General features: G+C 39.0%; 13 protein-coding genes. 12 read left to right on the top strand and 1 reads right to left on the bottom strand.

What is annotated here, in order from left to right; translation table 11 throughout:
• Positions 1-75: 75 nt before the first annotated feature.
• The 11 genes from ACFINK_RS05105 to truB all read left to right on the top strand — a co-directional run bounded on the left by ACFINK_RS05105 (position 76) and on the right by truB (position 12,462).
• Complete coding sequence (locus ACFINK_RS05105; protein WP_375611808.1) at positions 76-1,101, top strand: hemolysin family protein; 1,026 nt, start codon at positions 76-78, stop codon at positions 1,099-1,101.
• Complete coding sequence (gene lnt / locus ACFINK_RS05100) at positions 1,064-2,698, top strand: apolipoprotein N-acyltransferase (RefSeq protein WP_375638364.1); 1,635 nt, start codon at positions 1,064-1,066, stop codon at positions 2,696-2,698. The genes ACFINK_RS05105 and lnt overlap by 38 nt, the downstream gene beginning before the upstream one ends.
• A gap of 148 nt (positions 2,699-2,846) precedes the next feature.
• Positions 2,847-3,260, top strand: a complete 414-nt coding sequence (locus ACFINK_RS05095; protein WP_375611810.1) for a helix-turn-helix domain-containing protein — start codon at positions 2,847-2,849, stop codon at positions 3,258-3,260.
• Positions 3,261-3,390: 130 nt separating this feature from the next.
• Positions 3,391-4,659 carry a methionine adenosyltransferase gene (gene metK / locus ACFINK_RS05090; RefSeq protein WP_375613312.1) on the top strand — a complete coding sequence of 423 codons (1,269 nt, stop codon included), beginning with the start codon at positions 3,391-3,393 and terminating at the stop codon, positions 4,657-4,659.
• Positions 4,656-5,357 carry a tRNA (guanine(46)-N(7))-methyltransferase TrmB gene (locus tag ACFINK_RS05085; protein ID WP_375613311.1) on the top strand — a complete coding sequence of 234 codons (702 nt, stop codon included), beginning with the start codon at positions 4,656-4,658 and terminating at the stop codon, positions 5,355-5,357. The genes metK and ACFINK_RS05085 overlap by 4 nt, the downstream gene beginning before the upstream one ends.
• Positions 5,358-5,484: 127 nt before the next feature.
• Entirely contained in the window at positions 5,485-6,135 is a 651-nt protein-coding gene (rimP, locus tag ACFINK_RS05080; RefSeq protein ID WP_375613338.1) for a ribosome maturation factor RimP, read from the top strand.
• 47 nt (positions 6,136-6,182) lie between these two features.
• The gene (nusA, locus tag ACFINK_RS05075; RefSeq protein WP_375613310.1) at positions 6,183-7,814 is read left to right on the top strand and encodes a transcription termination factor NusA; all 1,632 of its coding nucleotides are present in this window, start codon (positions 6,183-6,185) and stop codon (positions 7,812-7,814) included.
• Positions 7,815-8,450 carry an RNA-binding protein gene (locus ACFINK_RS05070; RefSeq protein ID WP_375638363.1) on the top strand — a complete coding sequence of 212 codons (636 nt, stop codon included), beginning with the start codon at positions 7,815-7,817 and terminating at the stop codon, positions 8,448-8,450.
• Entirely contained in the window at positions 8,447-10,966 is a 2,520-nt protein-coding gene (gene infB, locus ACFINK_RS05065) for a translation initiation factor IF-2 (protein ID WP_375638362.1), read from the top strand. The genes ACFINK_RS05070 and infB overlap by 4 nt, the downstream gene beginning before the upstream one ends.
• Before the next feature lie 121 nt (positions 10,967-11,087).
• On the top strand, positions 11,088-11,495 hold the full coding sequence (gene rbfA, locus ACFINK_RS05060) for a 30S ribosome-binding factor RbfA (RefSeq protein WP_375613309.1): 408 nt from the start codon (positions 11,088-11,090) through the stop codon (positions 11,493-11,495).
• 4 nt (positions 11,496-11,499) lie between these two features.
• Positions 11,500-12,462, top strand: coding sequence for a tRNA pseudouridine(55) synthase TruB (gene truB, locus ACFINK_RS05055; RefSeq protein WP_375638361.1), 963 nt, complete (start codon positions 11,500-11,502; stop codon positions 12,460-12,462).
• Positions 12,463-12,922: 460 nt separating this feature from the next.
• Here truB and ACFINK_RS05050 read toward each other — a convergent pair whose 3' ends face one another.
• Positions 12,923-14,551, bottom strand: coding sequence for an MFS transporter (locus tag ACFINK_RS05050; protein ID WP_375638360.1), 1,629 nt, complete (start codon positions 14,549-14,551; stop codon positions 12,923-12,925).
• A 314-nt stretch (positions 14,552-14,865) separates the two neighbouring features.
• On the opposite strand from ACFINK_RS05050, the gene rpsO reads away from it, so the two are divergent.
• Positions 14,866-15,135, top strand: coding sequence for a 30S ribosomal protein S15 (gene rpsO / locus ACFINK_RS05045; protein ID WP_375611819.1), 270 nt, complete (start codon positions 14,866-14,868; stop codon positions 15,133-15,135).
• Positions 15,136-15,210: the final 75 nt, after the last annotated feature.

Below are 15,210 nucleotides of genomic sequence, written 5' to 3'. Positions count from 1 at the left end.
CAATATTACCAGCATACCATTTAAAGCCTCTTATTTATCTATTATAAAAAAGAAAGTCTAGAAGATTTCAAAACCATGGCAAACAAAATAAATGCACAAAATAATAATCAAGCATCTTCTAATAATGAAAAAGACCCCTCTCAGCAGACGAATCATACAGAAAAATATTCCCTGATGAATCATTTGTTTTCATTCTTACGGGGTCGAAATTGTGCATCTACGTCACTGCGCGATGATCTTACCGTTGCACTCACGACTAACAATGAAAAAGATGCCGCCCTCTTCTCACCTGAAGAACGTACTATGCTGCATAACATTTTACGCTTACGTGAAGCACGCGTGGATGATGTTATGATACCTCGTTCTGAAATCGAAGCATTAGAAATAAACACCTCTCTTGGAGAAACCCTTAAATGTTTTGCAAAAATTGGTCATTCTCGTATCCCCGTTTATGCTGAAACTTTAGATGATCCGCGCGGCATGATCCATATCCGCGATATTCTTAACTACATCACTCGCTTTATTATCAACCCAACAAAAACCGAACAAAAATCCGATTTGCTTCAATTAAACCATACAGACTTGCATACTCCAATCGGTGAATTGGATTTGATCCGAACAGTTCTCTTTGTTCCCAGTTCTATGCTTGCAAGCAAATTATTAACACGGATGCAAACTACACGAACTCAAATGGCTTTAGTTATTGATGAACATGGAGGAACAGATGGTCTCGTTTCAATGGAAGATATTGTTGAGTTAGTCGTTGGGGATATCGAAGATGAACATGATAATGTCGACAATGCTATCGTACGTGAACCAAATAATAAATGGCTCGTTGATGCAAGAACTGAACTAGAAGATGTGGAGAAAGCTCTTGGTCCTGATTTTATCGTAGGGGAATATGGTGATGAAGTTGATACTATTGGTGGTTTGATCGTCTCAATTCTTGATCGCATTCCTGCTAAAGGTGAAATTGTCGAAGCTGTACCTGGCTATAGATTTCGTATTTTAGAAGCTGATAAACGCCGGATTAAACGATTGCGCATTTTTCGCATTCCCAAAAATGAGAATCTTGAGAACAATGCCATCCCTAAAGAATAGTCCAGCATTTTTAAGCAATTTCATCGTTTTTTTGTTCTCTGTTACAGGCTGGAAGCGCCAAGCATGGATATTTCTGTGTGGTGCTCTTACTTCTTTTGCACTTCCACCCTTTTATTTAACACCTCTTTGCTTTTTAACTTTCCCTCTCTTTATTGTTTTACTTGACTCAATACGGGCCACCAAAAACAATAAAAAACATTTTTTTACTTACGCTTTAAGCTGTGGAACCTTTGGTTTTAGTTATTTTATTTGCGGCCTTTGGTGGCTATGCAATGCTTTGTTAACAGATCCAGATTCTTTTGGTTGGGCAGTCCCATTAGCCATTTTATTCCCTCCACTCTACCTTTCTCTTTATTGGTTTTTTTCTGGTTTCATTGTCGGTTTATTATGGACAAAAGGAATAGCACGCTTTTTTGTTTTAGCCTTTGCATTAGGATTATCCGAGTGGTTGCGTGCGTTTTTATTCACAGGATTTCCATGGAATTCTCTTGGCTATACAGCCATGCCAACCCCAATGTTCATGCAATCTGATGCAATCGTAGGACTTTACGGAATGAATATTCTTGCTGTCTTAGCCTACAGTTTGCCAACTGTTTTATTAACGGATGAAAAAAAGAAAGTGGCACTTTCTCTTTGCTTATCACTTATATTCATTCACTGTGGTTTTGGGTTTTATCGTCTTCATACTATAGAAAACACAACTGAAGATCAAAAAAGTGCTTATTGGGTGCGCATTGTTCAACCGTCCATCCAACAAAATATAAAATTGCGTGATAATACACGAGAATCTATGTTGGAAGCACATATGAAGCTAAGTGCAACGCCAACAACCGATCAAAATTCAGAACCCGATTTTATCGTATGGCCTGAAGCTTCCGTTCCTTACCTTCTCTATGATAATTCATCTATCACAATGCGCATTGCCTCTCTTTTAAAACCTAAACAATGGGCTATTGTTGGAGCAATACGCGCCAGCAATGATCTACCTCATTCCCAAACACAATATTTTAATACAATTGCAGTCATTAATGCTCAAGGTAATATTTTAAATACTTCCGATAAACTTCATTTGGTTCCTTTTGGTGAGTATCTTCCTTATCAGAATTTATTGAAAAAAATTGGATTGCGTACCCTTGCTGATAATATTGGTGGATATAGTGCTGCAAGTGTGCGCAAAATTGTTACAATGCCAAACGGATTTTCTTATCTACCCTTAATTTGTTATGAAGCAATATTTCCCCATGAAATGACTTTTAAAGGCTCCCCACCTCAAGCAATTATTAATATTACAAATGATGCATGGTTTGGTGTAACACCTGGACCCTATCAACATCTTCAACAAGCACAGCTTCGTGCCGTTGAACTGGGAATCCCCCTCATACGGGCCGCCAATAATGGCATATCAGCTGTTATTGATTCTTATGGACGAATCGTTGTAGCTCTTCGACAAAATGCTGTGGGCATTATTGATTCACAAGTTCCATCATCCATTACCCCTATAGGAAGCAATGAATACAGAACTTTCTCTACTTTTATCTTATTCATCCTTATGCTATTGTGTCGTATTGGTTTTGGTTTTACAAAACAGCTTAAATGATTCAAGTGCCCTTTGTACGGTATTGTGTTGTGTGTACCAGTGATATTGGGAAAAAATATTACATATTGTTTTAATTATATGATAAATCAACTGCGCATAAATATGATGTTGGTTTAGAAGAAAAATGCTGGAAATAAAGAGTTGCATTATGACCGAAACTAGAAAAAAACCTGACCCTATAGATATCTATGTTGGAACTCGTATCCGTTTACGTCGTAATATTTTAGGACTCACTCAAGAGAAACTAGGTGAAAAATTAGGAATTACTTTTCAGCAAATCCAAAAATATGAAAAAGGAACAAACCGTATTGGTGCCAGCCGTCTTCAAGCGATAGCGGAAATTATGGATGTTCCTGTTTCTTACTTTTTTGATAAAGGTATTACCTCCCAACAAGTAGAGGGTTTTGCTGAAAGTGAACACAATTTTATAGACTTTTGTTCTAGCAGCGAAGGGATTCAGCTCATGCGCGCTTTTACAAATATATCTGATGCTAAAGTGCGTCGAAAAATTATTGACTTGGCAAAAGCACTTTCTGAGGAAGATTTGACAAATAAGTTATAAATTAAAATTATATCTTTTCTCTTTTATTCATATACATTTGCATTGACTATTTGCTGTAGAATTAGCAAATGGTGACGACTTTAGTAAGCAATTGATTAAATCGTTGGTTTTCTTTTTTGAAGGAGTTCCTATGCCGCATCAAGATTATCTTTTTACGAGCGAATCGGTATCGGAAGGACATCCTGATAAAATTTGTGATCGTATTTCCGATGAAATCGTTGATATGATCTATAAAGAAGCTGAAAAGACTGGTACTGATCCATGGTTAGTACGCGTTGCCTGTGAAACTCTCGTCAGTGTCAACCGTGTTGTTATCGCTGGTGAAGTACGTGTTCCCGATACGCTATTAAAAAAAGATAAAAATAAAGAATTCATCTATGATGAAACTAGCTTTCCACTCATTAATCCTACACGTTTTCGTACAGCAGCGCGCCGTGCTATTCGTACCATTGGCTATGAACAAGCAGGCTTCCATTGGAAAACTGTTAAAATTGATGTTCTTTTGCGCCCACAATCAGCTGATATAGCAAGAGGGGTTGATAATGCTACGGATCGGCATGGTGAAGAAGGAGCGGGTGATCAAGGTATCATGTTTGGATATGCTTGCCGTGAAACACCTGATCTCATGCCTGCGCCAATTTATTATGCGCATAAAATTCTCAAACTTCTTGCCGCAGCTCGTCATAAAGGAGAGGGAGAAACTGGAAAATTAGGACCAGATGCTAAAAGCCAAATAACCATACGTTATAAAAATGGAAAACCGATAGAGGTCACATCCATTGTTCTTTCAACGCAGCACCTTGATGAAAGCTGGGATTCCAATAAAGTACGTACAGTGGTTGAACCTTACATTCGCCAAGCTTTACATGACATTCCCATTGCAGCTCAATGTAGTTGGTATATTAACCCAACAGGAAAATTTGTCATTGGAGGCCCTCAAAGCGATGCCGGATTAACGGGACGCAAAATTATTGTGGATACTTACGGAGGTGCAGCACCCCATGGAGGCGGTGCTTTTTCAGGAAAAGATACAACAAAAGTTGATCGTTCTGCTGCCTATGCGGCACGCTATCTGGCTAAGAATATTGTTGCTGCTCATTTAGCAGAGAGATGCACCATTCAACTCTCCTATGCAATTGGTATTGCACAACCTTTATCTATTTATCTTAATCTTCATGGAACAGGAAAAGTCGATGAAAAGGTTATTGAAGAAGCCATCCGCAAAATAATGGACCTTTCACCTACCGGCATTCGAAAACATCTTGACCTCAATAAACCTATTTATGCGAAAACAGCTGCCTATGGTCACTTTGGTCGTAAACCAAAACACGATGGTTCGTTTTCATGGGAAAAAACTGATCTCGTGAAAACGCTTCAAACAATGATCCAAATCCCATGATTAAACATAATATACGTAAGAGTGAAGCATTTTTTGGACGCCGACAAGGAAAACAACTTCGAGACAGTCAGCTTACACGTATACAAATGCTTCTCCCCAGTTTGAATATTGATTTAAATGTCCCTCCTCCCTTAAACCTTACATCCTTATTTTCAAGCAAAGTAAGAGAAATTCGACTTGAAATCGGTTTTGGTGGAGGTGAACATTTACTTCATGAAATGGCATATTTTCCAAAAACCGGTTTTATCGGCGTCGAGCCCTTTATCAATGGCATGGCAAAAATATTGTCGTCTCTTGAACAGCATCAAAACCATCAAAATCGTCTTCGCCTCTATAATGATGATGCTACACGCCTTCTTGATTGGCTCCCTGATAACTCGCTTGATGGAATAGACCTCTTCTATCCTGATCCTTGGCCGAAAAAAAAACACTGGAAACGACGCTTCATCAATATAAAAAATCTTAACCGTTTTGCTCGTGTTCTTAAAATAGGAAAATTTTTTCGCTTTGCTAGCGATATAGACAGTTATGTAAACTGGACTTTGTACCATTGTGCACAACATGATCACTTTGAATGGAAAGCAGAAAGCCCTCAAGACTGGAAACTCCCTTATCCACTATGGAGCGGAACCCGCTATGAAGCAAAAGCTTTACGCGAAGGACGAACGCCTGCCTATCTTACCTTTATCAAGAAATAAATGATCAAGCGCTTTTCTCATAAACAACTTGAAAAATTTTGAATTTAAGAGTATTAATAGTTAAATTCTTGGTCTTATGATGAAGAGTGGGCCGTTGGACCCGCTCTTTTTTAATATCATAAAACTGATGAAACCAACTTGGATAAAATGTATGAACGAAGCTGAAAAAATAAGCAATCTTGACGAACCGCGCCTGTTTGAAGAAGATGGTATCGAAGCACAGGTTGCTGCTCTTGTCATACCATTGTTTAAACCTTTAGGTTTTCGTTTGGTTCGTGTAAAACTTCTTGGTCAAAATGGTTTAACACTTCAAATTATGGTTGAACGTGCCGATGGTTCTATGACCATAGAAGATTGTGAAACTGTTAGTCGAACTGTTTCTCCCCTCCTTGATGTACAAAATGTTATTGAACGCAAATATCATTTAGAAATCTCATCACCTGGAATTGATCGTCCATTGGTAAGAAAATCTGATTTTTTTCATTGGCAAGGGCATCTTGCAAAAATTGAAACCAAAATAACAATTGATGGGCGCCGAAAATTTCGTGGGACACTTACAAATATCACGCAAGATGGATTTATTTTAAACACTGATAAAGCTGCTTATGGAGAAGCCATGTATACCCCTATTTCCTTTTGTGATATCATAAATGCGCATTTAGTGCTTACCGATGAGCTTATTCGCGATGCATTGAAACAAAATAAAGATTTAAGTCAACAATTCATTGCCGAAGAGAACGCTAACGACTCTATACAGACGCTCAATTTCAAAAAATAATATCACTGGGAAATACCCATCGTGTGGCACAAAGAAGGAGAAAATTGATGGCTACAAGCGCTAACAGGCTTGAGATTCTGCAAATTGCAGATGCTGTTGCACGTGAAAAGTCAATCGACCGTGAAATTGTCATTTCTGCGATGGCTGATGCTATTCAAAAAGCAGCACGTTCTCGTTATGGTCAAGAAACCAATATTCGTGCTGAAATCAATTCTAAAACAGGTGAAATTAAATTACAGCGCCTGCTTAAAATCGTTGATGTCGTTGAAGACTATACAACGGAAATTACTTTGTCTGATGCTCTCAAACGTCAAGCAGAAGCAAAAATTGGTGATTTTTTTGCTGATCTTTTACCTCCTATGGATTTTGGACGTATCGCAGCACAATCTGCTAAACAGGTTATTGTACAAAAAGTACGCGATGCAGAGCGCGATCAGCAATATGAAGAATTCAAAAATAAAGTTGGTGAAATTATTTCTGGTACAGTTAAGCGTGTGGAATATGGTAACGTCATCGTTGATCTAGGGCGCGGTGAAGCTATTGTTCGCCGTGATGAATTAATTCCTCGTGAATCATTCCGCTATGGAGATCGCATTCGTGCTTTTGTCAATGATGTACACCGTGAAACGCGTGGTCCGCAAATTTTCCTTTCACGCACACATCCCCAATTTATGGTAAAACTTTTCACTATGGAAGTACCAGAAATTTATGATGGTATTATAGAAATCAAATCTGTTGCTCGTGATCCAGGTTCACGGGCTAAAATCGCCGTTGTTTCACGTGATGGTTCCATTGATCCTGTTGGAGCATGCGTTGGAATGCGAGGAAGTCGTGTACAAGCTGTTGTTGCTGAATTACAAGGCGAAAAAATTGATATTATTCCTTGGTCGCCTGATGCGGCAACATTTGTCGTTAATGCACTGCAACCTGCTGAAGTTTCTAAAATCATCCTTGATGAAGATGCTGAACGGATTGAAGTTATTGTGCCAGATGATCAACTTAGCCTTGCTATTGGACGACGTGGGCAAAATGTTCGCTTGGCTTCGCAACTAACAGGATGGAACATTGATATTTTAACGGAAAAGGAAGAATCTGAAAATCGTCAAAAAGAATTTACTGAACGAAGTAAATTGTTTATGGAAGCCTTAGAGGTTGACGAAATGATCGGACAGGTTATGGCATCAGAGGGTTTTTCTTCTATTGAAGAAATCGCCTATATTGATCTTGAAGAAATCGCTTCTATTGATGGTTTTGACCATGATACCGCCGCTGAAATCCAAAGTCGTGCCCGCGAATATCTTGATCATCAAGAAAAAGAACTCGATGAAAAACGCAAAAAGCTCGGAGTTTCTGACGAATTGCGAACACTTCCTGGAATGACAAGTGCTATGTTGGTTGCTGTAGGTGAGGATGGTGTAAAAACAATAGAAGACTTTGCTGGCTATGCCGTTGATGATTTAGCTGGTTGGAGAGAACGTAAAGAAGGTCAAACACAGAATTTTTCTGGTATTTTAACCCCTTTTGACATTACACGCGCAGATGCAGAAGCTATGGTTTTAGCCGCACGTGTACAAGCAGGCTGGATAGACCAAGCTGATCTTGTTACAGAAAATCCTGTAGAAGATGGAAATTCTACAGAAAATGAAAAAATAGATGATTTGGATGTGGATACACTTTAAATGAATGAACGGACTTGCATTGTGACCCGAAAAAATGCTTCAGCACAAACGCTGATCCGTTTTGTTATTGGACCCAACAACCAAATTGTTCCTGATCTTAAAGCGAATTTACCAGGGCGTGGCGTTTGGATTTCTGCCCATCACGCTGTTATTGAGAAAGCAATCAAACAGAAAGCTTTTCATAGAAATTTTAAAACAGATGTTGAGGTTGCACCAAATCTTGTGCATGTTGTTGATACGCTTTTACTAAAAGCCGCTCTTTCAAGCCTTTCCATGGCACGAAAAGCGGGAGCAATTGTTATGGGAGCAACAAAGGTTGACGCTGCTATCCGCTCTGGTAAAGTTATTCTTGTACTTCATGCTAAAGAAACAACAGAAGATGGGAAACGAAAAATTGCACAGGCCATCCATTCAATACAACAACAAACAAATCGGACTATAAAAACCATATCTTTATTTACAAGTGATGAAATGCGAGTGGCTTTTGGCTCTAATCCTGTAATGCACGCGGCCTTACTGGACACACAAGCTGCTGAAGGATTTCTCAAAACAACATGTAAATTGATCAGCTATCGTGACGACAAGCATAGTAAGTCTAGTGAGATGACGGCCCAAGCCGTGAAGGAAGTACAATGAGTGAAAATAACAACGACAAAACAACCGTCAAGAAGACACTAACTCTCAAGAGGTCTGTCTTGGAAACGAGTACGGTTAAACAAAATTTTAGTCATGGCCGTACGAAGGCTGTCGTTGTCGAAACCAAACGGCGTAAAATTACGCGACCTGATGAAAAAGCTGAAACCCTACAGCCCATTACAAAGCCGCATGTGGCCCCCCAGCGTTCTAAACCGCGTTTTGAGGGAAAAAAGCCTCAAGAATCTGTGACCAAAAGCAATCTTTCATCAACTGAAATGGAAGCGAGACTTCGCGCGTTAGAAGAAGCACATATCCAAGAAAAAATAACGCGAGAACAAGCCGAAGAAGAGGCAAGACGCGCTAAAGAGCGTGAAGAAATTTTACAGCAAGAAATTAAAGAAAAAGAAATACATCTCCAACAAGAAGAAGAAATATCGCCAGTACAGACTCCACCTGTTCCCCCTCTCATTGAACAGACAGATATTCCTATTGCGCCTAAAAACACAACCGTGATTGAAAAACGCAAAATAGATGACAATAAAGAGGAAGAACGGCATAGTCGACGTGCTAATCCTGCTAAATCAGAAATACGTGTACCAAAAGTTGTCAAAGGAGCTGATGAGCGGCGACGCGGAAAGCTAACTCTGAATAGTGCACTGGATGAAGAAGGAAACGCACGTGGGCGCTCAATGGCTGCAATGCGGCGTAGACAGGAGAAGTTTAAGCGTGCACAAAATCAAGAACCAAGAGAAAAAATTTCTCGCGAAGTTGTTCTTCCTGAAACGATTACCATTCAAGAGCTCGCACAACGTATGACGGAGCGTTCTGTTGATGTGATTAAATTCTTGATGAAACAAGGACAAATGATGAAACCTGGCGATGTTATTGATGCAGATGTTGCCGAACTCATCGCTGTTGAATTTGGCCATACTGTTAAACGTGTTTTAGAATCTGACGTAGAAGAAGGTATCTTTAATATAAAAGATAATCCTCAAAACATGCAGCAGCGTCCCCCTGTTGTAACCATTATGGGCCATGTTGACCACGGAAAAACTTCTCTTTTGGATGCTATTCGTAAAGCAAATGTTGTTTCTGGCGAAGCAGGAGGTATTACGCAGCATATTGGTGCCTATCAAGTAGAACAGAACGGTCAAAAAATTACCTTTATTGATACACCAGGACATGCTGCATTTACGGCTATGCGTGCACGTGGAGCTCGTGTTACTGATATTGCTGTTCTCGTTGTAGCCGCTGATGATAGTGTTATGCCCCAAACGATTGAATCAATCAATCATGCGAAAGTCGCTGGTGTACCTATCATTGTTGCTATCAACAAAATTGATAAACCAGCTGCGAATGCACAAAAAGTACGTACAGAACTTCTACAACATGAAGTGTTTGTTGAAACTATGGGCGGTGAAACTTTGGACGTTGAAGTTTCTGCTAAAACTGGTCAAAATCTTGATAAACTTCTCGAAGCTATCCTTCTTCAGGCTGAAATGCTTGATCTGAAAGCAGATCCTCAACGAACTGCAGAGGGCGTTATCATTGAAGCCAAATTGGATCGCGGACGTGGATCTGTGGCAACAGTTCTTGTTCAAAAAGGTACATTACACCCTTCTGATATTATAGTTGCTGGAAATGAATGGGGTCGTGTGCGTGCTTTGATTGACGACCATGGCCGCCATGTCAAAGAAGCCGTTCCCTCTACACCGATTGAAATTTTAGGAATGCAAGGAACACCACAAGCCGGAGACCGTTTTGCTGTTGTCACACATGAAGCAAAAGCACGTGAAATTTCTGAATATCGTCAACGATTAGCACGTGATAAAGCTGTTGCGCGGCAAACTGGTTCGCGTGGTTCTCTTGAACAGATGATGACAAAATTGCAAACGACTGGTGTTAAGGAGTTTTCTCTTATTATAAAAGGGGATGTGCAAGGATCAATTGAAGCAATTGCTTCAGCATTGGAAAAACTCGGAAATGACGAGGTTCGTGCGCGTATTGTACATTCTGGTGCTGGAGGAATTACCGAAAGTGATATTTCTCTTGCAGAAGCTTCTAACTCTGCTGTAATTGGCTTTAATGTTCGAGCCAATAAGCAGGCACGTGATTTTGCTAAAACACAAGGAATTGAAATTCGTTATTACAACATCATTTATGATCTTGTTGACGATATCAAGGCTGCTATGTCTGGATTACTCTCACCAGAACAGCGTGAAACTTTCCTTGGTAATGCTGAAATTCTAGAAGTCTTTAACATTACAAAAATTGGAAAAGTTGCAGGATGTCGTGTTACAGAAGGTAAAATAGAACGAGGAGCCGGTGTTCGCCTTATCCGCGATAATATCGTTATTCACGAAGGAAAGCTGAAAACACTCAAACGCTTTAAGGATGAAGTCAATGAAGTGCAAAGTGGTCAAGAATGTGGGATAGCCTTTGAAAATTATGAAGACATGCGTGCAGGAGACATCATTGAGACCTTCCGTATCGAACATATTAATCGCACATTATAAAATAATCCAATAACTTTACTCTGTTGTGAAATGAGAAAAGTTATTAGGTTTTATACACAATATCTCTTTTTCCTTATCTAAATGGTCAAAAAAGAGATCTTGTAGCAAGGATAAAACTTTGATGAAAAATGCAGGGCCATCACAACGGCAACTTAGAGTAGCAGAGCAAGTACGTCATGCAATAGCGCATATATTACAGCGTGATATTTTGCTTGATGATATCTTAAAAGATATTGTTATTTCTGTCTCTGAAGTACGCATGTCACCAGATTTAAAAATTGCTACTTGCTTTGTATCACCTCTCAGCACTCTTAAAAATGCTTCTCATACCGATGTTGTTGATACCCTCAATAAACATAGTCGTTTTCTCCGTGGAGAAATCAGTCATGCGTTGCGACAAATGAAATATATGCCAGAACTGCGTTTCCGACTTGATAATAGTTTTGATAATTTTTCAAAAATTGATGCCCTCCTTCGCTCGCCTGAGGTTGCACGCGATCTTCACCATAGTGATACAGATGAGGATTAAAGATATGGCGCGGCAACACAAGAAAAAAGGGCGTCCTGTTTCTGGCTGGGTCATATTTGATAAACCAAAAGGAATGAAATCAACAGAAGCTGTCTCACAAATCAAATGGCTCTTCCATGCTCAAAAGGCAGGACATGCGGGTACACTTGATCCTCTTGCTTCTGGTCTCCTTCCCATTGCATTGGGCGAAGCAACCAAAACCGTCCCTTACGTGATGCAAGGCAAAAAAACTTACCGTTTTCATATTGCTTGGGGGCAAGAGCGCTCAACAGATGATTTAGAAGGAGAAATAACGAAAACTTCTCTCATACGTCCAACACAAAAAGAAATACTTGCTCTTCTTCCTCAATATACAGGTGTTATTTTGCAAACACCTCCACAATTTTCAGCAATCAAAATTGCTGGAAATCGTGCCTATGATTTAGCGCGTGAAGGGGAAGTTGTTGACATTCCGCCCCGTGAAGTGGAAATAGAAACTTTCAAGTTATTAGAAATGCCTACCAAAGAGCATTCTATCTTTGAAATAACCTGCGGAAAAGGAACTTATGTGCGCTCTTTAGCACGCGATATGGGACGTGATCTCGGTTGCTATGGGCATATTGCTGATTTAAGACGTATTGCCGTCGCACCTTTTGATGAAGAAGATCTCATTACATGGGAGGAACTAAAAGCGGCCATTCCGCCAAATAAAAACACTACAGATGAGAATAATCGTTCTTTTGAAAAAAACTTCTCAACACTCGATGGGCTCTTAATTGACACAAGCGCCGCATTGGATTGCCTCCCTCACTATATCCTTAATGAAACTCAAGCACAGAGAATTATAAGAGGCCATTCTATCCTCTTGAATCATCACAAAGCACCTCTTGATGAAGAGGAAATTTGTGTCCTCTATAAGGAACAACTTCTTGCTATTGGCACTCTCGACAAAGGTCTATTTAAACCAAAGCGGATTTTCACAATTTAATCGATTCTTTTCCCAACCACCTTTTGCGGAAAGATATTTTTCTCTATCAATTAAGAAAAATATGGTGCTTTTCATTGTCTATATTTACCGTATTCATATCAAAATTTAAGTCAGTGCTATAAGCTAACACCACCACACACTTTTTCCTCTTAATGTCGCAATAATCCTTGCATTTAAAGGATTCATAAAAGGCTTTTTATTTCTTTTTCAATCGTTTTTTACTCATACTTTAGTCCTCGTTTATAATGTACAAGCAAAGATATGGACTGATTTACTCTAAATAGATTTGAAACGAGAAAAGCTTAAGATTTTCAGAATCTATCACTCAACATGAAAAATGAAAAATAACCATTATAAATCAATTCATTAAATATTGAAACAGCAATTTTTTTATGATTACGCTAACAAATTGATCGAAATAATATTAATATATGTAATATTTACAAAAACTGTTTTAACCCTAAGGGAGATGATCAGAGGAAACTTTTAAAAGCATCTCATTGGCTTGAGGTATTGTTTGGCGTTCAATCATACGGTGCACTCTTATACCGTTAGGAGCACAATTTAAATGACGCAGACGCTTATTGACTTCTGCATCCGCTTTTGTGCGACGATGATTATGGCGTAAATAATCTACCCATGTTGGCATATGATAAGCCTCTGTCCAATATTCAGGTCTTTCAAGATCTCGTAAAAGAACCCACTGACGCGCACCATCACGTAATCGAATATGGCGTCGACGCGTCATCACTTTGAGAAACTCTTCAAGATCATTTTCATGAATTTTATAATCGATCATTATCATAATCGGGCCACTTCTTGCTTTGAGGTCGAGTAATAATTCCGGCTCTCTAAAATGATCAAGAGGATTTAAATCTATCTGAGGAATTTCTTGAATTCTAAATTTTACCCCTGCAAGAGCACCAAAAATCAAGAATAAAGAACAAACGCTCAAAGCAATTGTTGGAGAATAACCATCAGCTAAACCTCCCCAGATTGCACTTCCAATAGCCATCCCCCCGGCAGATGCCGTTTGATAAAGAGCTAAAGAACGTGCAACAACCCAGCGTGGTGTAGAGAGTTGTACAGATGTATTAAACAATGATAAGGCCAAAACCCAACATAACCCTGCAGGAAATAAAGCAATATGGCTTATAATCAGTGAACGACTGATTCCCAATAAAAAGCAAGAAAAGGCGAAACCAATAAATGCACTTGCAATAATTGTTTCTGAACGAAAATGATGCCGTACAACTGCATTAATAATACCTGCTGTCATGGCTCCTAACCCAAAACAACCGAGCAATGTACCATAAAGAAGGGCACTTCCTCCAAGAACTTTATGCGCAACAATTGGCAAAAGTGCTAAAATAGAAGTTGCTCCTATACCAAAAAGGAACGCTCGAACCATAATACTTAAGAGATTAGGTGACATCGCAACATAACGCAAACCATCTGAGACAGCTCCTAACAGCCTTTCTCGTGGCAATGAGCTGTTTTCATAATTCGACTTCCAGAAAAACAACGCACCAATAAGAGGAATATAGCTTATAGCATTAAACAAAAAAGCAGCCGATGCCCCTAAAGTTGCAATGATGGCACCACCAATCGCAGGACCAACACTCCGCATCAAATTAAAGCCGACACTATTCAAACTAACAGCAGCAGGAATATTTTCCCTGCTCACAATATCTCCTATCGTTGCTTGCCAAGAAGGATTATAAAAAGCTGTGCCACATCCAATCAAAAACGTAAAACATAACAAAAGCCAAGGTGTTAGAAATCCCATATAGGCTAAAACAGATAAACTCATCGATATGACCATCATCATAATCTGTACACACAACATAATTTGACGCCGATTAAAATTATCAGCTAATGCCCCTGCCATCAAAGAAAACATAACAAGTGGTAATGTTGTGGCACTTTGAACTAGCCCAACCATGGAATGCGAAGAACTAATCAACGCCATTAACCACCCTGCTCCAACAGCTTGTATCAGCCCCCCTAAATTAGAAATAAGAGTAGATGACCATAAATTTCGAAATACCGAATTACGAAAAAGTTTTAATGTTGAAATGCTCTGCATCTTTTCCCTCCAACGCTATTTATCACTTTTGTTACCACTCACACACACTCATAATCTTTGTATCAAAAGGATGCATAATTGTTTAAAACACTTCTCGTAAAACTCTATTTAAATCAATATTTCAAAACAAAAGCTTTTATTTAAAGAAAGACTTCAAAATGCTGTCAAGGACTAGTATTTTAACCTTCTTTCCTATATAAGAACGAAAATAGGTAAGAGTCTTCGACTTTTCCTGTTTTCTCACAGACCCTTGCTGAACGACATCTCGGCTATGGGTGGCTTTATGTTTCTTCGTTTTTGGAAAGGATAATACGATGTCGATTACAGCTGAACGTAAAAAAGCTCTTGTCGCAGAATACGCAAACAAAGTTGGTGATACAGGATCACCAGAAGTGCAAATTGCTGTACTTTCTGAACGTATTTCTAATTTAACAAACCACTTTAAATCTCACAAAAAAGATAATCATTCTCGTCGTGGTCTTTTGAAGATGGTATCTCAACGTCGGCGTCTTCTTGATTATCTTAAAGGAGTTGACCAAAATCGTTATCAGACACTTATAAAGAAGTTAGGTTTGCGTCGCTAAAAGAAAAATGGAAGTGATATTTAAAAAACACCCATTTTTTCAACGTGTTGCTTTTAATTAAAAATTTTAAAAACT

It is taken from the genome of Bartonella sp. AA16NXGY (assembly GCF_042197325.1).
In the GTDB taxonomy this organism is placed as follows: Bacteria; Pseudomonadota; Alphaproteobacteria; order Rhizobiales; family Rhizobiaceae; genus Bartonella.
This window is presented reverse-complemented; position numbering and strand designations above follow the sequence as displayed.